The organism is Alteromonas sp. KUL49 (assembly GCF_006538345.1).
In the GTDB taxonomy this organism is placed as follows: Bacteria; Pseudomonadota; Gammaproteobacteria; order Enterobacterales; family Alteromonadaceae; genus Alteromonas.
Genome location: NZ_BJKL01000001.1, coordinates 564,925 through 590,593, shown reverse-complemented (window position 1 = coordinate 590,593; position 25,669 = coordinate 564,925). Strand labels below are relative to the sequence as shown.

Annotated in this window: 20 protein-coding genes; 13 read left to right on the top strand and 7 right to left on the bottom strand. The window is 44.3% G+C overall.

The window, feature by feature from the left end:
- Positions 1 to 148: 148 nt before the first annotated feature.
- Positions 149 to 1,396: an ammonium transporter gene (locus tag EYS00_RS02445; RefSeq protein ID WP_130634977.1), complete on the bottom strand. Its 1,248-nt coding sequence runs from the start codon at positions 1,394 to 1,396 to the stop codon at positions 149 to 151.
- Positions 1,397 to 1,428: 32 nt separating this feature from the next.
- Positions 1,429 to 1,767, bottom strand: a complete 339-nt coding sequence (gene glnK / locus EYS00_RS02440) for a P-II family nitrogen regulator (RefSeq protein ID WP_032095165.1) — start codon at positions 1,765 to 1,767, stop codon at positions 1,429 to 1,431.
- A gap of 260 nt (positions 1,768 to 2,027) precedes the next feature.
- On the opposite strand from glnK, the gene EYS00_RS02435 reads away from it, so the two are divergent.
- Positions 2,028 to 2,834, top strand: coding sequence for a cell envelope integrity protein TolA (locus EYS00_RS02435; protein ID WP_130634976.1), 807 nt, complete (start codon positions 2,028 to 2,030; stop codon positions 2,832 to 2,834).
- A gap of 9 nt (positions 2,835 to 2,843) precedes the next feature.
- Here the strand turns inward: EYS00_RS02435 and EYS00_RS02430 are convergent, their stop codons facing one another.
- Positions 2,844 to 3,710, bottom strand: a complete 867-nt coding sequence (locus EYS00_RS02430; RefSeq protein WP_130634975.1) for a DMT family transporter — start codon at positions 3,708 to 3,710, stop codon at positions 2,844 to 2,846.
- A gap of 273 nt (positions 3,711 to 3,983) precedes the next feature.
- Here EYS00_RS02430 and EYS00_RS02425 point away from each other — a divergent pair, with 273 nt between their 5' ends.
- Positions 3,984 to 4,265, top strand: coding sequence for a hypothetical protein (locus tag EYS00_RS02425; protein WP_130634974.1), 282 nt, complete (start codon positions 3,984 to 3,986; stop codon positions 4,263 to 4,265).
- Positions 4,266 to 4,484: 219 nt separating this feature from the next.
- On the opposite strand, the gene mrcB is transcribed toward EYS00_RS02425, so the two are convergent.
- Positions 4,485 to 6,803, bottom strand: a complete 2,319-nt coding sequence (gene mrcB / locus EYS00_RS02420) for a penicillin-binding protein 1B (protein ID WP_130634973.1) — start codon at positions 6,801 to 6,803, stop codon at positions 4,485 to 4,487.
- A gap of 445 nt (positions 6,804 to 7,248) precedes the next feature.
- On the opposite strand from mrcB, the gene EYS00_RS02415 reads away from it, so the two are divergent.
- The 6 genes from EYS00_RS02415 to EYS00_RS02390 all read left to right on the top strand — a co-directional run bounded on the left by EYS00_RS02415 (position 7,249) and on the right by EYS00_RS02390 (position 13,350).
- Positions 7,249 to 8,874: an alpha/beta hydrolase gene (locus EYS00_RS02415; protein ID WP_242618633.1), complete on the top strand. Its 1,626-nt coding sequence runs from the start codon at positions 7,249 to 7,251 to the stop codon at positions 8,872 to 8,874.
- Positions 8,875 to 8,984: 110 nt separating this feature from the next.
- The gene (phaR, locus tag EYS00_RS02410; RefSeq protein ID WP_130634972.1) at positions 8,985 to 9,422 is read left to right on the top strand and encodes a polyhydroxyalkanoate synthesis repressor PhaR; all 438 of its coding nucleotides are present in this window, start codon (positions 8,985 to 8,987) and stop codon (positions 9,420 to 9,422) included.
- A 240-nt stretch (positions 9,423 to 9,662) separates the two neighbouring features.
- Positions 9,663 to 10,277, top strand: coding sequence for a TIGR01841 family phasin (gene phaP, locus EYS00_RS02405; RefSeq protein ID WP_130634971.1), 615 nt, complete (start codon positions 9,663 to 9,665; stop codon positions 10,275 to 10,277).
- Between the two features lie 49 nt (positions 10,278 to 10,326).
- Positions 10,327 to 10,656, top strand: coding sequence for a phasin family protein (locus EYS00_RS02400; RefSeq protein ID WP_130634970.1), 330 nt, complete (start codon positions 10,327 to 10,329; stop codon positions 10,654 to 10,656).
- Positions 10,657 to 10,817: 161 nt separating this feature from the next.
- A complete protein-coding gene (locus tag EYS00_RS02395) occupies positions 10,818 to 12,035 on the top strand; it encodes a polyhydroxyalkanoate depolymerase (protein ID WP_130634969.1) in 1,218 nt (405 codons plus the stop codon).
- 103 nt (positions 12,036 to 12,138) lie between these two features.
- Positions 12,139 to 13,350: a lytic murein transglycosylase gene (locus tag EYS00_RS02390; protein WP_130634968.1), complete on the top strand. Its 1,212-nt coding sequence runs from the start codon at positions 12,139 to 12,141 to the stop codon at positions 13,348 to 13,350.
- Between the two features lie 58 nt (positions 13,351 to 13,408).
- On the opposite strand, the gene phbB is transcribed toward EYS00_RS02390, so the two are convergent.
- On the bottom strand, positions 13,409 to 14,131 hold the full coding sequence (gene phbB / locus EYS00_RS02385; protein ID WP_130634967.1) for an acetoacetyl-CoA reductase: 723 nt from the start codon (positions 14,129 to 14,131) through the stop codon (positions 13,409 to 13,411).
- A gap of 474 nt (positions 14,132 to 14,605) precedes the next feature.
- Positions 14,606 to 17,122 (bottom strand): ATP-dependent helicase HrpB, encoded by a 2,517-nt coding sequence (gene hrpB, locus EYS00_RS02380; protein ID WP_130634966.1) that lies wholly within the window; start codon positions 17,120 to 17,122, stop codon positions 14,606 to 14,608.
- Positions 17,123 to 17,388: 266 nt separating this feature from the next.
- Between hrpB and EYS00_RS02375 the strand changes: the two genes are divergently transcribed.
- The 5 genes from EYS00_RS02375 (at position 17,389) to EYS00_RS02355 (ending at position 24,482) form a co-directional block, all read left to right on the top strand.
- Positions 17,389 to 18,117, top strand: coding sequence for a choice-of-anchor E domain-containing protein (locus EYS00_RS02375; protein WP_130634965.1), 729 nt, complete (start codon positions 17,389 to 17,391; stop codon positions 18,115 to 18,117).
- Between the two features lie 271 nt (positions 18,118 to 18,388).
- Positions 18,389 to 19,024, top strand: coding sequence for an RNA 2',3'-cyclic phosphodiesterase (gene thpR / locus EYS00_RS02370; protein WP_130634964.1), 636 nt, complete (start codon positions 18,389 to 18,391; stop codon positions 19,022 to 19,024).
- 119 nt (positions 19,025 to 19,143) lie between these two features.
- A complete protein-coding gene (purU, locus tag EYS00_RS02365; protein ID WP_130634963.1) occupies positions 19,144 to 19,998 on the top strand; it encodes a formyltetrahydrofolate deformylase in 855 nt (284 codons plus the stop codon).
- Between the two features lie 156 nt (positions 19,999 to 20,154).
- The gene (locus EYS00_RS02360) at positions 20,155 to 22,353 is read left to right on the top strand and encodes a M3 family metallopeptidase (protein ID WP_130634962.1); all 2,199 of its coding nucleotides are present in this window, start codon (positions 20,155 to 20,157) and stop codon (positions 22,351 to 22,353) included.
- A gap of 209 nt (positions 22,354 to 22,562) precedes the next feature.
- Positions 22,563 to 24,482, top strand: coding sequence for a methyl-accepting chemotaxis protein (locus EYS00_RS02355; RefSeq protein ID WP_130634961.1), 1,920 nt, complete (start codon positions 22,563 to 22,565; stop codon positions 24,480 to 24,482).
- Here EYS00_RS02355 and EYS00_RS02350 read toward each other — a convergent pair.
- Positions 24,479 to 25,336 (bottom strand): hypothetical protein, encoded by an 858-nt coding sequence (locus EYS00_RS02350; RefSeq protein WP_130634960.1) that lies wholly within the window; start codon positions 25,334 to 25,336, stop codon positions 24,479 to 24,481. The two genes, EYS00_RS02355 and EYS00_RS02350, sit on opposite strands and share 4 nt — an antisense overlap.
- Positions 25,337 to 25,669 lie beyond the last annotated feature (333 nt).

The window sequence follows — 25,669 nt, the reverse complement described above, 5'->3', positions numbered from 1 at the left end:
CCCTGAAGATATAACGGCTGATCGTAATATCAATAGTTTAGCGCGGAATTGGCCCAGAGGAAAAATGAAAAAAGCCTCGCATATGCGAGGCTTAATAGTGGAGATACAGACATTATTGTTTTTGATTTAGTTGCCTGTTCTGACTCTCTTAAGAGCGGCCGCTTGTGAAGTCTGGGTATGCTTCCAAACCACATTCGCTCATATCAACACCGTCAAACTCTTCTTCTTCGCTTACACGGATGCCCATTACCGCTTTAAGCGCTAGCCATACTACTAGGCTTACTACGAATACCCATACGAAGATAGTCGCGGCACCGATAAGCTGACCAGAAAGGCTTGCACCGTCGTTAGTGAAAGGAACAAGGATAAGACCAAGTAGACCTACAACACCGTGAACAGAGATAGCACCTACTGGATCATCAATCTTGAACTTGTCTAGCATTACGATGCTAAGTACAACCAAGATACCACCTAGACCGCCGAACAAAGTAGCAGCTAGTGGAGTAGGAGTAGAAGGTTCAGCCGTGATAGCAACTAGACCCGCTAGCGCACCGTTTAGTGCCATAGTTAGGTCGGCTTTACCGAACATGATGCGTGCAACGATTAGTGCAGCGATACTACCACCAGCAGCCGCAGCATTAGTGTTCATGAATACAACCGCAACAGCGTTTGCACTTTCTACAGTAGCGGTAGCTAGTACTGAACCACCGTTGAAACCGAACCAACCCATCCATAGGATGAAAGTACCAAGTGTTGCTAGAGGTAGGTTAGCACCAGGGATAGCGTTAACTTTACCGTCAGCAGAATATTTACCTTTACGAGCACCAAGTACTAGTACACCAGCAAGAGCAGCAGCTGCACCGGCCATGTGAACGATACCAGAACCTGCGAAGTCTGAGAAACCTAGGTCGCCAAGAGTGTAAAGACCAAATACAGCTTCACCGCCCCAAGTCCATGCACCTTCCATTGGGTAGATGAAACCAGTCATTACTACCGTGAACGCAAGGAATGCCCATAGCTTCATACGCTCAGCAACCGCACCAGATACGATTGACATAGCAGTAGCTACGAATACAACTTGGAAGAAGAAGTCAGCAGCAGGTGCGTAAGTCGCTGGATCTTCAGCTACACCAGTTGCACCGTCAGACATGATGCCAGCTAGGAATGGACCCCAGTCGCCACCGCCGTACATGATGCCGTAACCGCAAATCATGTACATAGTACAAGCAATCGCGAAAAGCGCGACGTTTTTAGTAAGAATTTCAGTAGTGTTCTTAGCGCGAACAAGACCAGCTTCTAGCATAGCAAAGCCAGCAGCCATCCACATTACAAGCGCACCACAGATTAGGAAGTAAAAGGTATCTAGCGCATACCCGAGTTCAAAAGTGATTTCCATTTTGGTTATCTCCGGAATTTATTTTTAATGGCTTACAACGCGTCAGTGTCTGACTCGCCAGTTCGGATACGTACGGCATGTTCAAGGTCGTATACGAAGACCTTACCGTCACCAATTTTGCCTGTTTTGGCTGCGCCTACGATCGCTTCAACAAGACGCTCAACCTGATCGTCTTGTACTGCGATTTCAAGCTTAACCTTTGGTAGGAAATCCACCTGATATTCTGCACCGCGATAAAGTTCAGTGTGTCCCTTTTGACGTCCGAAACCTTTCACTTCGGTAACGGTCAAACCGTCGATACCGATTTCTGAAATGGCTTCACGAACATCATCTAGCTTGAACGGCTTGATGATAGCTGTGACTAGTTTCATGAGTTGCTCCCAAGTATTTAATGGTTATATGCACTTAAAGTGACTTAAGGGGTCTAGAACAAGACCTATGCCACAATTTAAACACTTAAAAAACAAACACTTAAAAATACTTAAAAATGTAAACACGATGTTTTTTTGCACACAAGTGGTGCACCGCCACATCAATGCACAACAATGAAGCAACGCAGGTTGAATTACCTAAGAATTACGATGAAATTAGGATGGAACTAATCCCTTTGTCTAAGGGTCAGTAGGTTGGTATGACGACAATTTCTCTTGATATTTCCATAGACTACGAGGCATCAAGGCCTCCTGATAGACCTCAACCCCGCGGGTTTAGGGGGTTAGCTGTCTCGTTGCTCGTCCACGGTGCGCTCATCGGATTAGTTGTATTTTTCTCAGTAAAGCAAAAAACACATGATGAACCACAGCATCAGTTACCCCTTATTATTGATGCGACCCTGTTGATTCCAGAGCAAATCACACAAAACGCGACAAATGTAGAGACAGAAGACGAAAGCCAGTCACAGCTCAGTGACACGGAAATTCCTGAGCAAAACGTCACAGAGGAGTCGATGAGTGAAGAGCCTACTATTCAAGAAGCTGATGATACGCTGATCAATGAAAAAACATCTGAAAGCCCCCCTTTAGAACAGACCCAAGCACCAATCGCACGCGAACAACCACTCACTTCAAACGAGACAAGCGACAACGCGCAAGCTCGCTTTAATTCACCTATTGAATTTACCCGTCGATACTTCGAACAAAGTGCACAGAATATTGCTGGCGAAGAAGCTGAACGGGCATCAAGGGAATACAGAGCACAACAAAACAGCCCTACTATTTACGATACCCGTACTGGGGAAGAAGAGCAGGAAGAACGTCCTGAAGTGACCGTAAACTGCTCGTCAGTAGCAGCTAAAGCCGTCACGCTACTTAGCGGCATTGGTGGTGGCACGCTAAGATGCTCAGACCAAGGTGATCCAACTCGCTTCATCGATGCAAGGATCAACAAAAAGCCCATCAACTCGCCGAGAGGCACCAAGCCGGACAGAGATAACCCATAGGACGTACTCTCAGGAAGTGGCCCGTGATACCCCTAAAACTCTTGGTAAAAAGTTAGACACTAACGCACCAGAAACGATTAACGCTACAGCAATGGCAATAGTTGCGGTGAGTGGGTTTACGCCAAACATGGCTAGCGCAATACTTGAGATCACCGGAGTAGCAAAACTTAAACTGGCAAGAAGAGAGCGATTGCCAAACTTTACACCAATATCCCATAGGTAAAAGGCACCGCCCACCGGCCCCAGTCCTAACAGCAATGCACTAACCCAGGCTGATGCAGGGAGATTCAGTACAGTGTCTTCGATAGCTATGTGGACAACTAACGCAAACACCGCGACCGCACCACAAACCCAACCAATATCCTCGACTTGGGTTGTAGCATCGCCCATGTACCACGAGTATGCCGCCCAAATTAGTGCACACGCCAATGCTAGCGCGTAACCAGAAGCGTGTTCTATATTGACGCCTAATGATTCTCCGCCGGTAACTAACAAAGCACATCCAATAAAACCAACTAGGCCGCCAACAATCGCAAACCGACGAGTCGCTGGTGACGCAACAGCAACGCCGAATAGCAATGGCCACAGGTAGCCGATTAAACTGACCTCAATTGCAGGGGCATACCTAATCGCGAGAAAATAGCAAAAGTGAAAGCCAAAGAGACCGCCCACTGTAGCAATCCATTGAGCAACAGTGAGTTTTGGAGGCGTGGTCAAGGGTTCGTTTCTCACCAACCGCTTTACAAAAATCAGCAGTGCAGACACAAGAAAGCAAATAGTGAGTAATTGAAAAGGCGGTATATCGCTCGCATTGACAGTCAGTACTGCCAACATACCCCACATAAAGATCGCCACTACTCCAGCTACGGTAGCCATCGCCCCTCCTTGCCGATTTTACTATTCAATAATGTTGGTTAATTTGGCTAAACCTAGTTAGCAAATTCGCTAACTATTAGCGTATAGCAAAAATAAGCTCAACTACAAGATAAAATATCAAAATTAAATATCCATACAAATCATGCAGTTAAATAAAAATTAAACATTGGCACACCGTTAGCAATAAACCAAATGTGTTTTGTTTACGACTTAACAGATAGCTGCCAAGCAGTTTGAAACGTGCAGTGTCTAATTTATTTTATGGAGATGATTATGTTTACCCGTCGCAAATTATTTACTGCACTAACACTGACTGTTTTGAGTATCGGCGCTATCGCTGCAGAACAAGAATCACAGCTTGTTGAGAATACGGATACCCTTGTATCAAAAGCATTTGCAGATACTCAACGAGACTTGAGCTTGGGCGTTACCTTTGACGTTTTAGAAGCCACTCAAGCAATGGAAGTTATAGAGGCAAACGACGTATTCATGGTAGCCGACACTACAGAGAATACTCAAAAAGCCATCAATCCAATAGACAACAACGACGCATAAGGAAAAGAAAATGGTTACTTCAAGTGCATTAATGATGTTGGTTATGGCGCCAGTTGCGGCATTTACTGCTAGCGCATTGATATTTTCTACCGCTCGCTACGTATTAAATCAGCGTGCGTAAAAACGAATTGTTCCCCCTAAGCCTGTCTCCCATTGGGCCTTGCTCCTAGGAGGCTGACAGAAGATTCAGAGGTTTTCTGTCAGTCCCTCGGAGTTTTTTTATAAGCCAAATAAACGCTTCCACCACGGTTTTTCATCTTCCTCTTCAGGCTCTTGAACCGGTTGACCTGCGCAATTCAATTGCACTGGTGGCAAAGCATCTAATATTGCCGGTACGCTTAAACTGTTAGGACATCCCGCCTCGACGACACTCCCCGTAGCAGTATCAAAGTGGGCAATACCCAGCCCATCAGGAAACCGACGAGACAACGACTTGGGTGATTGTAGTTTTTGATACTCGATAAAAATAGGTAATGCACCACCTGCGCCTGTCAGGCTAATGGGTTGATTGTCATCGTTACCGACCCAGATGGTAGTCACGTTGTTACGGTCGAAGCCACTGAACCAACTGTCTCTGTAGTCATCTGTTGTACCCGTTTTTCCAGCCATATTTATTGATGGAAAACGCTGACCTAATCGTTTTGCTGTACCTTGTGTGGTGACTTTATACATGGCGTAATTTAATAGGTACGCCGCATCTTCCTCAGTGCGTTGTGCGTAGAACTCCGCACCTCGCCAGATAAGTGCATTATTAGCACTTAACACAGAAGTCACCGTGTGTAGTGGTACGTAGCGTCCTTGATTAGATAGGGTTTGATACATTTGATTAGTCTCAAAAGGAGACAATGCCAACGCGCCTAATGTGAGTGCGGGTACTTGTTCAATATTGGCATCTACACCCAAACGAGCAATAGTGTCCGCTACCACGTCCAAGCCTAGTGCTAACCCCAAATTAACCGTAGGTACGTTCAAGGAACCCACCAAACTATCCAGCAAAGTCACCTGACCACTGAATGTTTTAGAGTGATTTTGCGGTGACCAATACTCGCCGGGATCAGTCTCAAGTTGGATTGGCTTATCCTCAAGAGGAGTTGCCAAGTTATATTGGGTTGGGTTTTCCAGCGCCGCTAAATAAATGGCCGGTTTGATCAAAGAGCCGATCGGGCGTTTCGCATCCAATGCTCTATTAAAACCACTGAAAGCAAAGTCCTTTCCGCCCACCATCGCCCTGACTTCACCTTTGGCGATATTGGTGACTACCATTGCAGCTTGCAAAGGAACAGAACGATCTTGTTGAAGCCCTGACAAGGTGCCCGCCAACGCTCGCTCTGCGCGACGTTGAGACACAATGTCTAGCGTAGTGAAAACTTTCACTCCCGAATCTCGTAAATTAGGGTCGGCTAAAATCGTTTTCAGCTCGTTCCTTACTTGTGCCATAAACGCAGGATGCTTACCACTGGCAAGACTAGCTCCACTCGCAAGTCCCAAGGGCATATTGATGTAGCTTTCGTATTCTTCTCTGCCTATCTCGTTTTCCTCAAACAAAATACGCAACACCAGATCACGGCGCTCTTTGACTCTGTCGGGATATTTACGTGGATTGTAATAGGATGGCCCTTTTATCATAGCGACCAAGGTAGCGATTTCTGGAACGCTTAATTCACTTGCTGGACGATCAAAATAAAAATAGCTGGCTAACCCGAATCCGTGCACGGCTTTGTTGCCGTTTTGGGCGAGAAATACCTCGTTAAGATATGCTTGAATGATTTGTGATTTGCTGTAACGCGCATCAATAATCACTGCCATTAAGGCTTCTTTGATTTTACGACTTATCGCTCTCTCACGGGTTAAATACAGGTTTTTAACTAACTGCTGAGTAAGTGTACTACCGCCCTGTACTGTTCGCCCCGCCGCAATGTTGGCCATAAGCGCACGAATAATCGACAGAGGTGCAACACCGTGATGATTGTAGAAATTACGGTCCTCAACCAGTGTTAACGCTTTGGGTAACATTTCTGGAATAGTATCGAGGGTTAGCAGCATTCTGTCTTCGTGACTGGCACTTACCATTCTAGTCACTAACCAGGGTTCTAACCTTACGCTACCGAGCGTTCTTCCAAGAGAATGATCCTCGATATTTTTTATTCGATCACCTTCCCAAGTAAAAGTGATGTGGCGAAGTGGTTCAGCACCATCGGGAAAATGAAAAGCTCGTCGTTGAACCGATAGTACTCTGTTGTGATAACTGTATTCACCACTACTATCAGCATTATCGACCTTGCGATAGCCCAACAGTTGCAACTCATCGATGACTTCTTTAGGGGTAATTTCTAAGGATTGAGATATCACCAAGGGACGAGCGAATATCTGAGCGGGTACTTCCCACTTGTTCCCTGTAAACGAATGCTTAATTTGAGCATCAAGGTAAAAGGTATATGCCCCAAGAACCACGGTAAACAACAGCAGAAGTTGCCAGAGGAGCCGTTTAAAGCGGAAAGAATTTTTTTCACTTTTGATTGTTTTTTCGTCACGTGACATGCCATGATGGTAAGTGAGCTGGCTTATTGAAACTCGATAAAGGCCAGAAAATGCTAACGACCTTGACTCAAATCAAGTAGGTACGTCGCACGATAATCTATAACGTGAACACTACCATTGCTGTTTTGGGTCAACAATAGAAAATACACTTAATTGATGTGATGTTGTCGATGGCATTTAGCGAAAGGCGATGACCATTGTTCACTGCGATCTCAGAGAATTTGCCCTACCTAGTAGAGCAGTAGGCGAGAAGGAGTCACGCTGTGGAAGCAAAAGCACATGACGATTTGCTAAATATCTTGAACCACTATGCCCATCAGTTTAATACGATGGTTCGAGATGTACTTACTAATAAATCGGATAGTACGGATACCCCTGTTTTTTTAGTCCCGATAATCTTCAAACATTACTGAATACCGACGTAAAAATAGACCCACAACAAGTGATGCAATCACAAATGGAGTTTATTGCCCAGCAAAGTGAATTGTGGCAGCGAGCCACCAAAGCAATGATGGGTGAGCAAGTTAATCCAGTTGTCGAGCAGCGAGGGAAAGATCCTCGTTTTGCCCATCCTGATTGGGACGAGAATCCGGTATATAACTATCTTAAGCAAGCGTATCTCATCAACGCTAAGCTGTTGGAAAGCACCGTTGATGCTATGGAATTCAAAGACGACCGACAAGCTCAGCAAGCCAAGTTTTATACCCGCCAGTACATCAACTCGGTGTCACCATCAAATTATCTACTGTCGAATCCTGAAGTATGTGAAGAAATACTGAAAACTCAGGGTAAATGCATGGTCAAAGGTATTCAAAACTTTATGCGAGACCTAGAACAGAGTCCGCTAGAAGCCTTTAAAATTACCCAAACCGATATGACCGCATTTACGCTGGGAGAAAACATCGCCAACACCGAAGGAAAAATAGTCTACCAGAACGACTTAATACAACTGATTCACTACGCGCCTACACAAGACACTGTCTTCGAAACACCATTGTTGTTCGTCCCCCCCTTCATCAATAAGTACTACATTTTGGACTTAAATGAGCGTAAATCCATGGTGAAAGGGCTGTTAGATGCCGGTCACAATGTATTTATGATTTCTTGGGTAAATCCCTCTGCAGAACTCTCTGAGAAAGCGTTCTCGAATTACATGCACGAGGGTCCATTGGCCGCGCTAGACGTGGTTTGCGATATAACCGGCGCTGAAAAAGTTAATATGACTGGCTTTTGTGTCGGCGGTACTTTACTCGCCCTTGCCGCCTCTTACCTGCGTGCTAAAAATGACGAACGTATAGCATCGCTCACGCTGCTAACTACTTTGCTAGATTTTGACGAGCCCGGCGAAGTCGGAAACTACATAACCGAAGACACCCTTTCAATGATGGAACAACATGCTGATTTAAAAGGTGTGTATGACGGCAGAATATTGGGTTTAAGCTTCAGCTTGCTGCGTGAGAACAACCTCTTTTGGTCTTACTTCATCAATAACTACCTCAAAGGACAAGACCCGGCAGCATTCGATATTCTTTATTGGAACAGTGACGCCACCAATATTACCGCAGCTTGTTTCAAGGAATACATCAGAACGACCTATTGGGAGAATAAACTACGTATTCCCAATGAGGTGAAAGTGGATGGCGTCGGCATTAATCTTGGCTCTTTAGACATGCCAGTCTACTTTCTTGCAACCCTAGCCGACCATATCGTGTTGTGGCAAGGCGCATACAAAGGCACCCACCTTACGTCAGGCGATACACGATTTGTATTGGCTGGTTCGGGTCATTTAGCGGGTGTAATAAATCCCACCAAAACGGGTAAGTACCCTCACTGGACAAATACAGATGCCCCCGCGTCAGCAGAAGAGTGGTTTGCTGGTGCCACGGAGCATAAAGGATCGTGGTGGCCTGACTGGTATGCGTGGCTAGAAGACAAGAATGGTGAGAAGGTTGCTATTGATAAACCAGGGACTCACAAGAAATACCCTGCATTGGAAGCAGCACCTGGGAGCTATGCCAAGAAACGCTTGGGCTTGCAGATCACTCCCGAATTTACGACAAAGATGCAGTAAGATTTGCGCTGAAATTAACCTATGCGGTATTCTCAGTTTTCCTCGTCTTGAGCTGAATTGTGTAATTGTGGCTTTTTGCACAATTCAGCGGCATTTACTTTGGACTCACTATGATCACAATTAAGAAATACCCGAATCGCCGCTTGTACAACACCTCTACGAGTCAGTACATCAATTTAGAAGGTATCAAAGCATTAATAGATCAACGCGAGGAGTTCTGTGTGGTTGACTCAAAGAGCAGTGAGGACGTCACTAAAAGTATTTTGCTGCAGATTATCAGCGAGTCAGAGAGCAATGATAACCAAGCTCTCCTGACTAATACTTTGTTGAAGCAACTCATTCGATACTACGACTCTGACATGCAAGTCTATCTGCGACAATACTTGGAGCAAAGCCTCGTAGCCTTTATTGAACAGCAAGATAAGATGCACGCAATGATGCAAAACGTGGTATCTAACTCGCCTTTTTCTTTGTTCAACAAAATCATGGAACAAAATATGGAAATGTGGTCTCCGCCGTATTCCAATAAAAAAAGCGATAAAGAATAAAACGTTAGTGATTTTTTATTAGCAGTTACCGCTTCTTATGCTGCAAAGCAGCATAAGAACGTCTATACATAGTCAAATATGTTCTAATGATCCTTGCTGCAGCGCAGCAAAATAGTCTTGACCCTACCAAAAACTCTGATTATTATTTAATCAAGCTTTGCTGCAACGCAGCATTTACATCGTGATGCAACCATACATGCAGTCGGTCTGCGTACGTTTAGTACTTCAGGGGAGGATGTGATGTTCGGACAACTTTCAGAACAACTGAAAAAAAGTGCAAAGCCAGTGAATACGGTTATTGCCGCAAATACCAAAACGTTAGAAACATTATCAGGTCATCAAACGGCACTATTCACAGGGTTGTTGAGCGACAGTGTGAATTTTATGCAGGCGGTATCAGCACAACCGACCGTAAAGGGTATGTTGGCGGCGCAGTCTGATTACGCAGAGTCAATGCGTGACCGTTTTACAAATGCGACAAAAGAAACTTACAGTGCACTGAGCGTATTACGGGACGACGTAACACTAGCGATGAAGTCTTCTATTGATGAGAGTGTTGCTTTAGCGGAAGAAGCGAAAGCGGAAGTTGCACCTGCGCCAAAAGCACCAGCAAAAACAACGAAAGCTGCGCCTAAACCTGCAGCTAAGAAAGCAGCGCCAAAGCCAGCGTCTAAAGCAGAACCGAAACCTGTTGAAGCCAAAGCTGAACCCGTTGCTAAAGTAGAAGCCAAACCAGCTACTACAGAAGCGAAAGTCGAGCCAGCGGCAGAACCTGCACCAAAGAAGCCCGCGACTCGCGCTAGACGCACAACAGCACCGAAGAAAACAGCAACACCTAAAACATCAACTAAATAGTACCCAGTAAGACCTTAACTTTTACTAACTTAACACCGTGGAGAAACCCATGTTTGAACAAATGAATGAGCAGTTTAAAACAGCAATGAAGCCAATGACTGACTTGGCAACGTTGAACATGAGCACTATGCAAGAGCTAGCTGAGAAGCAAAACACACTATATTCTTCACTGCTTTCTGAAGGAATGGCGTATTTTGAAAAAGCGTCTCAGCAAAAAGACGTGATGGCACTTGCTGAAACTCAAAAAGCTTATATGGAAACTTTGCAAGAAACTGTTTCTGAAACAGCAAAAAGCAGCTATGCCATTCTTACTGATGCAGGTCAGAAAGCTACAGAAATGTTCAAAGACATGACTGTTGACTTTACTCCTAAAAAGTAAGTTTGCTGTAAAGCCACAATGTGCAAAAAGATGACTGGCGGTATGATTCGTGTGATCTCATGCGATTCTCCGCCTTTTGTTTTTTTACACGCTAAACTTACGATGACTCATTTGTTGACCCTACCGTCACCCAGCTTTTCATCAACTACAGGAGCCACGTAGTGAACTATCAAACGTACGACTTCTTTACTCGCGGAGCGCACATCATGCATGAAGGCTTTAGCCTAATGAACGATGTCGCAAATAACCCCGCGAACTTGTTTTCTCATACCCTTCCTGGTCGCATCACCCGCGCCTCGCTGGAAACTGCAATGCGACTGACTCGCAGGTATGAAAAGCTGGGATTTAATATAGACGAGATCGTAATTAACAAGCGTCGCTACCAAGTCAGAGAAGATATTGTGCTTAGCAAGCCTTTCTGTGACCTTATACATTTTAATCGCAAAGGTATTAGCGACGATCATAAGGTGCTGCTTGTGGCCCCTTTATCGGGACACTTTGCTACCCTACTTAAAGGTACGGTAGAAGCATTGTTACCTGACCACGAAATCTATGTGACTGATTGGGCTGATGCCAGAGAAGTTCCTTTAGAAGAAGGACCATTCTCTTTTGATTGCTATGTATCTTACCTCATCAACTTTTTGGAATACTTGGGCGAAGGTACGCATATGATCGCGATATGCCAACCTACGGTGCAAGCACTGATTGCCACCGCAGTTATGGCTCAACGTAAAAACAAGTGTGTACCGAAATCACTTACTTTAATGGCTGGACCAATCGACACAAGCCGTAACCCAACTCGGGTGAATGACTTTTCAAACCAACATTCCATGGCATGGTTCAGAAACGTGGCCATAATGAAGGTGCCTTACGGATATCCCGGCGAAGGTCGTCAAGTTTACCCCGGCTTTATGCAACTGGGTGGGTTCATTAGTATGAATCAACAATCTCACATCCGTAAATACATGGACTTTTATCAAAACTTATTTATGGGTGAGGAGGAAGACGCTGATCGTTTTAGAGCTTTCTATGACGAATACCTGGCTGTACTTGATATACCCGCAGAATTCTATTTAGAGACCATAGAAAGTGTATTTAAAAACAACAAATTAGCTCGTGGCGCTATTAAATACGAAGGTCTACCAGTAGATTTTGAATCTATCGACAACACAGCGTTACTTACTGTTGAAGGTGCTGACGACGATATATGCGGCCTGGGCCAAACTGAAGCAGCGCAAGACATTTGTAAAAACATACCTAAGTCAATGCGTAAACATCATGTTCAACAAGGTGCAGGTCACTACGGTATTTTTAGTGGTTCCAAATTCCGCAAACATATTCGCCCTCTTATTACCGACTTTATCCATAAATACGATTAGTAGCAGAAGTTAAGCGATTCAAAGCCACTAGATTCACCTCTAGTGGCTTTTTTATTGGCATTGCTTGATATAGCATGGAGTTTCTTCTTTAAGGGAATTTGCTATGCCTTCATTATTAACAGCCGCAAAAAAAGCGGTACTATTTTCCTTCATTAGTCAGGTATTCATTTCTACGGCATTTGCTGACGAAGCCGAACAGTTTGCCGAGTGTAAAGTTAACCTTCAAGAGAAGGCGATAGCACAAGGTGCGTCACAGCAAACGATTGATGCTATTTTCCCTTCATTGACCTACCAGCCCCGGGTAATCGAACTCGATCGCAGCCAGCCGGAATTTGTCCAAACTTTTCCTGGGTATTTTACCAAGCGAGTCACTCAATGGCGCACTGATAAAGGTAAGGCAATGTTTGGCAAACACCGTGACCTGTTAAATCAGCTTAATGACAAATACGGTATTCCCCCTCACTATTTACTTGCCTTTTGGGGCCTTGAAACTAACTTTGGCACATACAAAGGGAAGATGCCTGTCCTTGATTCATTGGCAACACTTGCCTGCGACCCAAGAAGAAGCACTTACTTTACTCAGGAATTTTTAGTGGCAGTTGCGTTATTCGAAAGAGAGTCACTGTCCAAAGAGGAAATGGTGGGCTCGTGGGCCGGTGCGATGGGACATACGCAGTTTATGCCCTCTGCTTACACACACTACGCCATTGATGGTGACAACGACGGTCAGATCAACTTATGGGCAAGTGAGGAAGATGCCCTCGCCTCAGCAGCCAACTTTCTCGCTAACTTAGGGTGGAAACCTGGCTTTCGTTGGGGTCGTGAAGTTGTACTTCCAGAAAATTTTGATTATCAAAGCTCAGGCTATCGTCAACGGCGAGCGATCACTGACTGGAGTCAAATGGGGTTAACGAAAGCTGATGGTAGTATGCTTGGAGAAAGTGACACTCAAGGCTATGTGATTGTGCCAGCGGGTCACGAAGGGCCAGCATTTATCGCCTATCCAAATTTTAGAGTCATCATGCGATGGAACAACTCTGAATTTTACGCCATTGCGGTGGGTGTGTTGGCCGATAAGATAGCTGGTGCATCAGGGATCACTCGTCCACTTCCTGAGCTTCCGGCATACAGTCGGACAGATATCATCTCGTTACAAAGAAAACTCAATGCACTTGGTTTCGATGTAGGAAAGCCTGACGGCATTATTGGCCCAGCGACGCGAGAAGGAATACGTAACTATCAAATTGCGAACAATCTGGTGGCTGATGGTTTCCCTAGCATGAATATCATGCGCGCTCTCAATGTTGTGAGCTAGAGACAAGCAATCGTGTCAGTGTGATACCACTGACACGAAGCTGCAGTTCAAAAACACATTAATACATGTGCTGACCGCCATTGATTGATAATGTAGAACCTGTCATAAAGCCTGCATTGTCATCAATCAAAAACATGACACTATTGGCAATGTCTTCTGGTTTACCCAGACGACCTACAGGAATAGTGGCAATAATTTTCTTTAATACGTCTTCTGGTACTGCACGTACCATGTCTGTATCTACGTAACCCGGAGCAATAGCATTAACGGTAATTCCTTTAGATGCACACTCTAATGCGAGTGCCTTAGTAAAACCATGAATACCTGATTTTGCGGCCGCGTAGTTTACTTGACCATATTGCCCAGCCTGACCATTAACAGAACCAATATTGACAATACGACCGAATCCGCGCTTACGCATTCCCTCAATGACAGAGCGAGCTGTATTGAAGCAAGACGCTAAGTTAGTTTGGATAACGGCGTCCCATTGCGCAAAGTCCATTCTGTGCATAGTACCGTCGCGGGTAATTCCCGCATTGTTGATAAGAATATCAACGGGGCCATAGTCATTCTCTATCTGACTAATAGCCGATGACGTTTTTTCAAAATCGGCGACATCAAATTTGAAAGCAGGAATACCTGTTCTCTCTGTAAACGCCTGTGCTGCTGCATCGTTCCCACCATAGTTTGCCACAACTGTATAGCCAGCATCTTTAAGTGCAATACAAATTGCTTCCCCAATTCCTCTGGTGCCACCAGTGACAAGTGCTACTCTGTTCATGCTGTTTCCCTCATATGTTGTACGTAAGCCCAAACCAGTCGACATAGCGCCCACCTGGCATTTTCACTGAACAACGGAAACCAGAATCTGCATTGCACAAACTCCGGACCATGGGCAAAGCACTACCCCTTCTGAATGGAAATGGAATTTGATTGAACACACCGAAAAAGCAAAACCCTTTCACTTTTTCGTCCAATTTTTCAAATAACCACTCTATTAAGCATGTATAACCAAATGATGACAATAGCTAAATAAGACCAAGGTCGGACAATTTTTTATCGCACTAAACAGCACTCTCAAAAAGCGTATTAAATTTATACACTTAACATTTAATTTACAGTTATTTTTTTTAGTGGTCAGACCGAAGGTCTTGAATATAAAGGGCTACAAGCTAGGTTAGTGGTTAAGAGCGTGTGGTTAGTTAGTAAATAACAAAGCACACATTTTTACACCTTATTTATTAGCTGTTCCAAATTAATCAGGCAGATCCCAATTGTGTTTGGGATAGCGACCTTTCATTTCTTTTTGAATCTCTTTATAGCTACCTTGCCAAAATGCGCCGAGGTCAGATGTGGTTTGTAGTGGTCTTCTTGCTGGTGAGAGCAACTCAAACATTACTGTAATGTTACCAAGCGCTATAGTGACAGGCGCTTGCTGACCGAACATATCTTGAAGTCTAGTAGACGCAATCACCCGTCCATCACTCTCGTATCGAAGTTTAATTTTTCTCCCATTGGGAGTATCAATATACTCTGGAAGCAGCGACTTTAATGCTGACTGTTGTGGCCACGTGAGCGTGTTATTTAGCGCAGAATGCCAATCTACTTTTTCGAGTTGTTTAACGTTGACGCATTTAGCTAACTTATCACGTAACATTTCAATTGCCTCAGGCAGTAGACTTTGAATCGAATCTGGCCAAGGCGTAGGTTCGTCGTAAGCCTCGTTCTGGGGGAGTGCTAACTTTGATGCTAGCTTCACTCGATTCCACCATTGCAAAGTACCTGATTGCAATGGCCATCTATCAAAGGGGAGTTCACTAAGGTACTGTCCCCAACCTTTTACTGTAGCCTCGTTCCAATAGTTCGTGTTTTCACTTTTTTCCTCGCCCGAAGCGGGCATACTTTCTAACTCTATAGCAAAGAATCTTTTAGCTAGGCGATATTCCATAACATGGGTTTGAGAATTCAGCGTAACCATTTTATGTTGCTTGAATTGCGCGGGAAACAGTAATTCGAGAAGCGACTGTTCAATAGGCTGAGCCAAGCTAATGGTCACATCACCGAGACGCTGTTGTCCATCCAATACAGCGAGCCACTTGTCTGCAGAGGTTAGTGTGTGACGATTTACAATAGCCCCCTTCCCTCCTGCAAGTTTGAAAGACTGCTGTTCTCCAGAGCCTTCTCGCCTGAGTGCTATGTTTTCAGGAAATGCAATGGCAATACATGCGGCAAGAGCATAATCATCAAGGGAATGGCGGTCGATTGACTCGGCAGATATACCCAGATACCGAGCATATCTTCTCGCCTGTGTAGTCAATCTTTTAATCGAGTGCTGTGGCAACGATAGCAGAGCATCCATAGCAAAAAGATGATCTGAGTCAGAAACTATTTCCTCAGCCATTGCAACAACAAACGCAGCAGCGACTTTCATTGAACTTACCTGTTCAGCGGAAAGGCCATCGGCCCCCTGTCCACAGATAAGAATCATATTCGCGAGCTTTGGATGACATGGTAACTTGGCGATTGCTCGCCCCCAACGAGTTATGTGTCCCTCATCATTAATCGCACCTATGCTTTCAAGTACAGTATAAGCCGAAGATAGCGATCCCTGACTAGGTTGAGACAGCAATGCTAGTTCGCTTGGTGTCGTTCCCCAACTTAAGGTATTTAATACAAATGAGGCCAGATCGCTCGTTTCTATTTCTGGCGCAGTGAATTTGTCCAAACGCTCAAACGTACTCTGGCTGCACAGTCGATAGCAGTGGCCTTCGCTCAACCGACCTGCTCGCCCCATTCTTTGTATAGCGGAAGCTTGTGAAATCCGTTGCATGGTAAGCTGGGTAAACCCACTGCTATGAGAATATGACGCTTTATTCTCGAGGAGGCTATCAACTACCACTTTTATACCCTCTATTGTCAGACTGGTCTCAGCAATATTAGTGGCAAGAATAATTTTTCGAAGTCCATTCTCGCTCGGTACTATCGCCAGCTGTTGCTTATCTTTTGACAGTGCACCGTACAGCGTATGAATTTCAGCTTTAATCGACGTTGATTTCAACTCTCGTTGAACCCGTTCGATGGCTCCCCGACCGGGCAAAAATACTAGCACATCCCCTTCGTGTTTATCGTGTGCTTGAACCACGACTTTAGTTACGCTCTTTATGGTTTCTTGAGGAGGAGTATCTTTCTGATAGTAAACGGCAACTGGAAAAGCCCTACCTTCTATATGCAATTGTGTTATTGGTAAATCGCAGTGTGATGCCAAAAGCGAACTCAAAGGGTCTACGTCTAATGTCGCCGACATAACCACGAGCCTCAAATCAGGCCGAAAAGCGTTCTGTACGTCTATTGATAAAGCTAAACTGAAATCATTGTTGAGGCTGCGCTCGTGAAACTCGTCAAAAATGATTGCTCCGATACCAGACAACTCCGGATCCCGCTGGATCATATTGACAAGAATACCCTCTGTGACAACTTCTAAACGAGTGGTTGATCCCGACTTTGATTCCCCCCTCATCCGGTAACCGATCGTCTCTCCGATCTTATCTCCATGGAGATTTGCAAGGTAACTGGCAAGATTTCTAACCACCACTTTACGCGGTTGAAGAAGCAAGATCTTTCCCTTGATCTCTAGATCCAATAACGATAAAGGGAGCACTGTTGATTTACCTACCCCGGGCGGTGCACTGATCACAACATTAGTCGAAGGGATCGCACTTGCGATCGGATCAACTAGAGAATACGCAGGAAGATGGGAAAGGCTAGTATTCATTGTGAAACTATCGATTGTGATTTCATTTTATGCATAAACTCATGGGTTATTAGCGTCATTTTAAACCACATTATCAACAAAGAGCGGCGCTAGACATGTTTTTATTGTCAGAATATTTTACGCTATGGTTTGTCGCGTTTCATGAAAATAATCAAACTCTTTTTAAATCAACAATTTAAAAAGTTGGATCGGTAATTGCTAAGTAACTATTAGTTTATGTATCATTTTTATCGTATTCCTCCAACGGAACTTTTAGAGAAATAGTTATGAAAAACTTGTTCAAAAAATTACTAATTACAAGCTTACTTGTGACCACATTCAATGCTTCGGCTGCCGTAATTAGTTTCACAGATTCGTTCGGTACTCAGGGTAGTTCAACTGACGTAACTTTGAGCGGTTTATTCTCTGAAACTCTACAAATCCAAGGGTTTGATTCTGCTCTTGGTACGCTAACGAACGTTGCAATCAGCGTTTCAGCTCAGCTGAATAGTACAGGCTCGTCGCAAAACATTAGTGTGTCAAACGGTCGTGCTGAGATCGACGTTACGATGATTTTGCCATTCGAAGTTAGCTCTGCATTCACGAACGCCTTCACGTTTGTTGCTGCTGACCCAATCAATTCGTTTCTGAATGACGAAAGTGCGCCAACTGGTACGTTTGACCTAATCCCTGCAACTGCAGATGATACCTTCTCTTACGGTCTTTCAACTGGCCAAATTGATGGTTCATTGACAGCGACTAGCCTTGCCTCATTCGTTACTGCTGGAACTATAGACTTCGTTTTCACTGCTCTTGCTAACACAGCATTTACAAACGACGTTGACGGTGGAACAGGCTTGTTTACAAACTCGTTCACAACAGCTGCGTGGGGTGAAATTACAGTTGAATACACCTACTCTACCGCTCCAGCGGTGACTGTTTCTGCGCCTACTTCTCTGGCAGCATTCGGTTTGTTGCTTATCGGCTTCGCTGTAAGCCGCAAAGTGAAGTCTTAAACGACGCACAACATCCGTTAGACTACGATACAAAACCAAGTCCAAAGCCAGTGCATATGCACTGGCTTTTTTATTGGATAGAACAAAGGTTTGCATACTGAGCAGGTTCGTCTTCAATAACACTGTTCTTAAGCACGTCATTAACCACATACACACTCGGTTACCTAACTCGTTAATCTATTGAAAACTATGTCCACAATATTGAGACCATTGAGTGTTGCTCAATGCTTTCTTCTATTTTAAGGTAAAGCCAACGTTTGGAGGGAGACACATGCGCAGTTTTATTGGCATAGATTTATTGCCCCATGAAAAATTGAATCTTGACGCATGGAGACAAAAGGCACTGCCCGAAGTAGCCTCCCATAAACTGCGTAATAACTGGACTAAGCAAGATAAAAGGCGCAAAGATCAAAACACCTCATATATGCCTTATGCGGTACCTACAGCGAATTTTCACATTACCCTTTGTTTTACTGGCAACATCAGCCCTCAACAGCATGAAGCGCTATGTATCGCTCTTGGTAACATCCAACAACGCTGTTTTGATTTAACGTTAGATTCCACCGGATTTTGGGCCAAGCCAAAAATAATTTTTGCGGCACCATCCGAATTGCCTCATGAACTGATATCGTTGGCTACTGCTTGCTCTAGTGCTGCATCTCAAGTGGGAATAGCAGTGGAAAAACGAGAATATCGCCCACACGTTACACTTGTGAGAAAAGCTACACCCACCGTGTCACTGCCTTTATTCCAGCCAAATATCACCTGTTCGGTAACTAAATTTCATCTCTTTGAATCTTTCTCTGACAAGCAAGGTGTTCACTACCCCATTCGTCAGTCTTGGTCTCTCACCTCGTCACTTTCAATTCGAGAACAACTTAAGCGCGGTATGGTCGATGAAGGCTAAAAATCGCTATCACATTATTTGATATTGCAAAAAGAGCTAGTGTATTAACGACAAAACCTTTACTTCCTAGTGCGCGATGGTTAAAAAGAGTGTCATCAACATTCTTTAACCAAAAGTAAATGCAACAAACATATCGATTAGTAATAGATTGCCCGGATCAAATAGGGCTGGTGGCGCGGGTATCTCAATTTTTAGCTGACCATGGTGCGACAATAGTAGAAGCTAGCCATCATACCGATCTGCAAACCGGCCGCTTTTTTATGCGTCACGAAATTGGAGCAGACTCAATTAAGCTTGACTACTCGAGTTTTCTCGAAGAATTTACCCCAGTGGCAAACGAGTTCCAAATGAATTGGAAGCTTACTGACTCGAATGTGAAACAGCGCGTCGCTTTACTCGCCAGTTTAGAATCTCATTGTTTGGTTGATATTCTCCATCGTTGGCACACAGGCGAACTCCAGTGCGATATCCCATGTATTATCGCAAATCACCCCCAAATGAAGCAGTTTGCTGATTGGTATAAGGTTCCTTTCCACTGGGTAGACTTTAAATCATTGGGCAAAGAAGTAGCATTTAATCAAATAGCTACGTTACTGGATTCGTACAAAATCGATTTGACAGTACTAGCCCGTTTTATGCAAATTCTACCAGATAATCTTTGCCAAAAGCTTCAAGGAAAAGCGATCAATATTCACCACAGTTTTCTACCCAGTTTTGCGGGAGCAAAACCCTATCAACAAGCCTATGATCGCGGTGTAAAGCTCATCGGTGCGACCTGTCACTACGTGACTAAAGACCTCGATGAAGGACCAATCATTGAGCAAAATGTGAAGCGCATTAGTCATAGTGACTCAGCAAGTGATATGGTGCGAAAAGGTAAAGACTGTGAGGTGAACGCATTGGCTCATGGTGTTCGCTTTCACCTAGAAGATCGCGTGATAATTCATAAGAATAAAACGGTTGTTTTTGGGTAGCGTCCCATTTCGCCATTGTCGTTTAGTGACTAGGTGCATGTATATCAAGGTCAAAAGCATTTTACTTGAGCAATGCATGCACTAATATATTCAACTGTGAGCAATTACATTAAAAATAGACCTCATAGTTAAGTTACTAAAACAACAGGAAATTCCATGGGAAAAATTAACACTTCTCTGTCCGCAATAGCGCTTGCTGTTGCACTGGGCGGATGCACAGGTCAATCAACACCTGAATCAACCACAACTGCTGTAGAGGAAACTCCAGTTGCAGTACCTGCTGAGCAAACTGAAAATGTATTGCTACAAGAGTTCGCAGGTCCTTTTGGCGGAGTCCCCGCTTTTGATCAAATGGATCTTGAAGATCTCAAGCCAGCACTAGAGCAAGCAATGGCTCTTAATATGGAAGAAATAGAAGCTATTGCCAACAATCCCGATGCGCCAACTTTTCAAAACGTGATCGTTGAAATGGAGCGTGCCGGAGACGCACTAGGTCGTGTATTCACGTATTATGGGATTTGGAGCTCAAACAAATCCAGCCCTGAATTCCGCGCAATTCGCGCAGAAATGTCACCAGCACTATCAGCATTCTTCTCTGAAATCACTCAGAATGAGAAATTGTTCCAGCGTGTCAAAGCAGTATACGAATCAGAAGAACTCGCTACGTTAACACCTGAAGAACAACGCATTACATGGCTAACCTACAACAGCTTTGCCCGCAATGGCGCTACATTGGAAGGTGAAGCTAAGGCGCGTTACGCGGCAATCAACCAAGAGCTAGCGACCTTACATAATCAATTTTCAAGCAACGTTCTTGAGGATGAAGAAGGTTACGTTACTTACATTACTGCGGACCAATTGGATGGACTGCCAGAATCATTTGTCAACGGCGCTAAAGCAGCGGCTGAGACCCGAGGCGAGCCCGACAAATATGCTATTACTAATACGCGATCTTCAATGGATCCCTTCTTAACTTACTCGACAAACCGAGAACTTCGCGAAAAAGTATGGCGCACCTATTACAACCGTGGTGACAATGGTGATGCTCGTGACAATAACGACATTATCAAACAAATCCTTACGCTTCGTGATGAGCGAGTTAAGCTACTCGGTTACGAAAACTATGCGCAATGGCGTTTAGAAGATCGCATGGCTAAAAATCCAGAAAATGCCATGGATCTGATGATGAAAGTGTGGCCAGCCGCTATAGCTCGTGTTGAGGAAGAAGTCGCCGATATGCAAGCAGTCGCAGATGCAGAAGGTGCTGAAATTACTATTGCTCCTTGGGACTATCGTTTCTATGCCGAAAAAGTAAGACAGGCAAAATACGACTTAGATTCAAACGAAGTAAAAGAATATCTTCAGCTTGATAAGCTGCGCGACGCAATGTTCTATGTAGCAGGAAGACTGTTCAACTTTAGTTTTTCTCCTGTAGAGGAAGGTAAAGTCCCTGTATTCCATGAAGATGTGCAGGTATGGGAAGTCACCGACAAAGATTCAGGCGAACACATTGGCCTTTGGTACTTAGACCCATTTGCACGTCAAGGCAAGCGCTCTGGTGCTTGGGCAACAACCTATCGCTCCTACACAACGTTTGACGGTAAGCAAACGGTGTTATCATCGAATAACTCTAACTTCGTTAAGGGTGCTGACGGTGAACCTACACTTATTTCTTGGGATGACGCTGAAACCTACTTCCATGAGTTTGGTCACGCACTTCACTTCTTAGCTGCAGACGTTGAATATCCAACCTCACATTCTGGTGTGCGCGATTACACTGAATTTCAGTCTCAACTGCTAGAACGATGGTTGACAACAGATGAAGTCATAAACCAGTACTTGGTTCACTATAAAACCGGAGAGCCGATCCCCGCCGATCTCGTTGCTAAGATCAAAACAGCGGCAACCTTCAACGAAGGTTTTAAAACCACTGAATATATGGCATCGGCAATTATGGATCTAAAATACCATACCACCGATCCAGCAGTTATCGATCCAGACACGTTCGAACGAGAAGAATTAACGAAGCTCGGTATGCCAGAAGAGATCGTTATGCGTCACCGCTCACCTCACTTTGGTCATGTATTCTCTGGTGAAGGCTATGCCGCTGCCTACTACGGCTACATGTGGGCTGAAGTACTTACCGCTGACGCTGCTGAAGCCTTTATGGAAGCACCAGGTGGATTCTATGATGAAGAAATGAGCGACAAGTTAGTGAAGCACTTATTTGCAGTTCGCAACGCCATGGATCCTGCTGAAGCTTATCGTTTATTCAGAGGCCGTGATGCTGGTGTAGATGCGTTAATGCGTGATCGGGGCTTCCCGATCCCTGAATCTACTACTGATAGCGAGTAGTAAGATCACTACAAAGCCATTTACTCACAAAGAGTAAGTGGCTTTTTCTTGACCTACTGGTCAATGTCCGTACAGTATACCTCTCTAAATCAAAAAAGCGTTATATTACAATAACGTAAACAATATATTTTCTTTTTGTAAATTCTTGAGCTATACCAACAAATAGCTCAATGTTTTATCCGGTTTAATTTTGAAAATGGTTATACGTCATGGCATTTAGCGCGTTAAGTATAAAGAAGCAAATTACGCTATCTCTGATCATCGCAGTTTTAGCTGCTTCGATTTCTGTGGGTTCAGTGAGCCAATTGATCTCTCGTAGTCTAGTTAAAGAAAATGTGGAGTCTCAACAACTCCCCGCTACACTCAAACAAATCGGTAATCGTGTAGATAAAGAAGCAAGTGTTATGCTTACCGTCGCTCACAGTATTGCTTCAAACCCAGATATTCTCGCATGGTCGAGCGCCACCACCAACCCAAACGACTCGCAACAACTCACTGATTATCTTGGTGAACTTACCGCATTCAATGATTTGACCGTAGCCTCATTTGTCGATCGTCAAACTCACAACTATTGGAATCAAGAAGGCTTTCTCCGCACATTACAGAACGATAATTATGATGGTTGGTTCTTCGCTTATAAAGACAGCGGTGAAGCAATTTCCCTGAGCCTTTATAAGGAGTCAGATTCGGGCTATAGATTGTTCGCCAATTATCAGCAGTTAAATGGCAGAGGCATGTCTGGCGTCGCAAAATCTGTTGATGAATTGGTCTCTATTCTCAACAGAGTAAAGATCGCAACCTCTGGATTTGTTTTTCTTGTTGATGGCAAGGGTAATATCATAGCGCACCCAGATAGTTCAGTCGTGGGCAACGCTACGTTAAGCTCACTCATGGGATCAAGAGCTGCAGGTACATTACTCAACCAACAGTCTTTTGCAATGACTACCAGTGCCACAGAGGGTGAAGCATTACTATTTGCTAGTACCTATGTCGACACTGCAGGATGGTACGTCGTCGCTCAAGTTCCCGAAGCAGAACTCTACGAAGCACTCAACTCAAGTACTGTCCAAATGATTATCTGGACGTTGCTTATTGCTGTTGGCTTTGCCTTTTTGGGAAGATTTCTCGCGGCATCAATGACAAAGCCTCTTTCATCACTAGCTGAGATGTTTCAGCAACTGGGAAGAGGACAAGGAGATCTTAGAACACGCATCGATTTACCCAAACAAGAGGAAAGTGCAAGACTTGTTGAGGGATTCAATCGATTCATAGCACATTTGCACGAGACTATTTCGTCTGTGGCTAAAACCAGCGAATCAGTGAGAGATTCAGCAAAGCACGTTGCTGCAGAATCTCATCAGACGGAAGAGACCACAAGACATCAGCGCGACGAGACAATTCAAGCTGCAACGGCACTGACTCAAATGGGAAGTACGATAAGCGAAGTGGCTCAATCCGCCACACAGGCGGCACAGAATGCAACTGCAGCTACCAATAGAACCACAGAAGGACGAAGGGCTACTGAAACTGCCGTGGGCGCTATTCAGAATCTGTCTGTACAGATAAACGAGGTTTCTGATGTCATTAATTCGTTAGGAGAGCACACTGCCGCTATCGGTAGTATTTTGGACACAATACGAGGCATATCTGAACAAACCAATCTACTGGCGCTTAACGCTGCCATTGAAGCAGCACGTGCTGGTGATCAAGGAAGAGGGTTTTCTGTTGTTGCAGACGAAGTAAGAAGTTTGGCACAAAGAGCCGCTTCTGCCACAGATGAGATTCAGATTAAAATTGATAAGTTTCAATTAGACTCACAGCAAGCTATTGCGCAAATGACTGAGAGTCGTGCCCAAACCGATACTGTGGTATCAGCAACGAATGATATTGATGTTGTATTACAAAAGATTTTCGATGAAATTTCGGTAATCAACGACATGAACACACAAGTTGCTACGGCGACAGAAGAGCAGAGTATAGTGGTTGAGGATATCAGCAGAAACATCAACGACATCAGCGCGTCAAGTGAGAACACACTGCACATCACCAAAAACCTAGTTTCAGTCAGTGAGCAACTTGACTCATTGGCCAATGAACTATCGTCAGAAGTGAAGCGCTTTAAACTTTAAACGCCCACCAATGTAACGTTGGCTTCGGTCAACGTTGCGGGCTGTTCATCGATAGCTTCTTGCGAGAAATAGTAGTTACCTGATGGGCTAATGCACACCCCTTCTACCTGCTTAAAACCTTCTAGAGGCCACACTTCAATTACCTCAAAAGTACTGCTGACGTGAGCCATAAAAGTATCAAAGTTACCAAAGGGGTCGGAAAGATACCCAACGACGACGAAGCGGTCTTCAGTGCTATCAAAATCAGCGCCAGTAATAACCCCTGGCAAGCCCTCAATATGGCTAATAGGCACCAACGTCTGGCTCTTTTGCTGCGTATTTACTTCATATACGTGGGCAACTTTAGTCTTCCAACTTTTTGAAAAAAGAAGAAGACGGTCTTTTGCAACCACCATAGCCTCGGCGTCATAATCATGTGCGTACGAAGTATTGCGCGTTGGATTATTGCCGCGATAACTGACCTCAATGGTCGACACTTGCTGTGGATCGGACTTCAATACTTTGTAGATTTGTACTGAATCTCGCTTGCCGTGATTGTTGCCAACATCTGCCACGTACATATAGCGATTATCAGCTGCAAGTGCTTCCCAGTCTTTGTTTGTCACAGGTATAGATACGGTATTACTGACCGCTCCGTCATAGTTCACCCAAAATAGCTCTGGGTTATTTCCTGAGTCATTGAGACTCACTATGCCATCAGCTTCGCACAACAGCCCTGACGATTCAGAGAGTACGGCTGGAAGTTGTTGAGTAGACCTCACAGTTAGTGACGTATCACTGCTGTAGTTGAACGATGAACAAGCTGCGGTAGAGAGAACCAAAGCAAAAACGAGGGATTGCTTGCCTAAATTCATTTCGTTTAGCACCAGGTAGTTATTATTATTATTCTGTGCAAAATACACGTTAAGCGTGTGTTCAACAAGGGGGGAAGCAAATGAAAGCAGAACGACACCCCACCATAGGGCAGGGTGCCTCTCCCTGGAAAACGTTGTAATCTGGTGTTTCACTTGAGAGAAACTTAGTTTATTAGATTTTTACCAGAGTTACGCCGTCGGTCGTTAGATAGCAATCACCAAGCCAAAAATAAAAAACACCATTATTCAAAAGCTTAATAGATATAACCTGAAATTATTGCTTAGATCTAAAAATGAAAAGCCATACTTTGGTGCAAGGTTGCACTAGTTCGA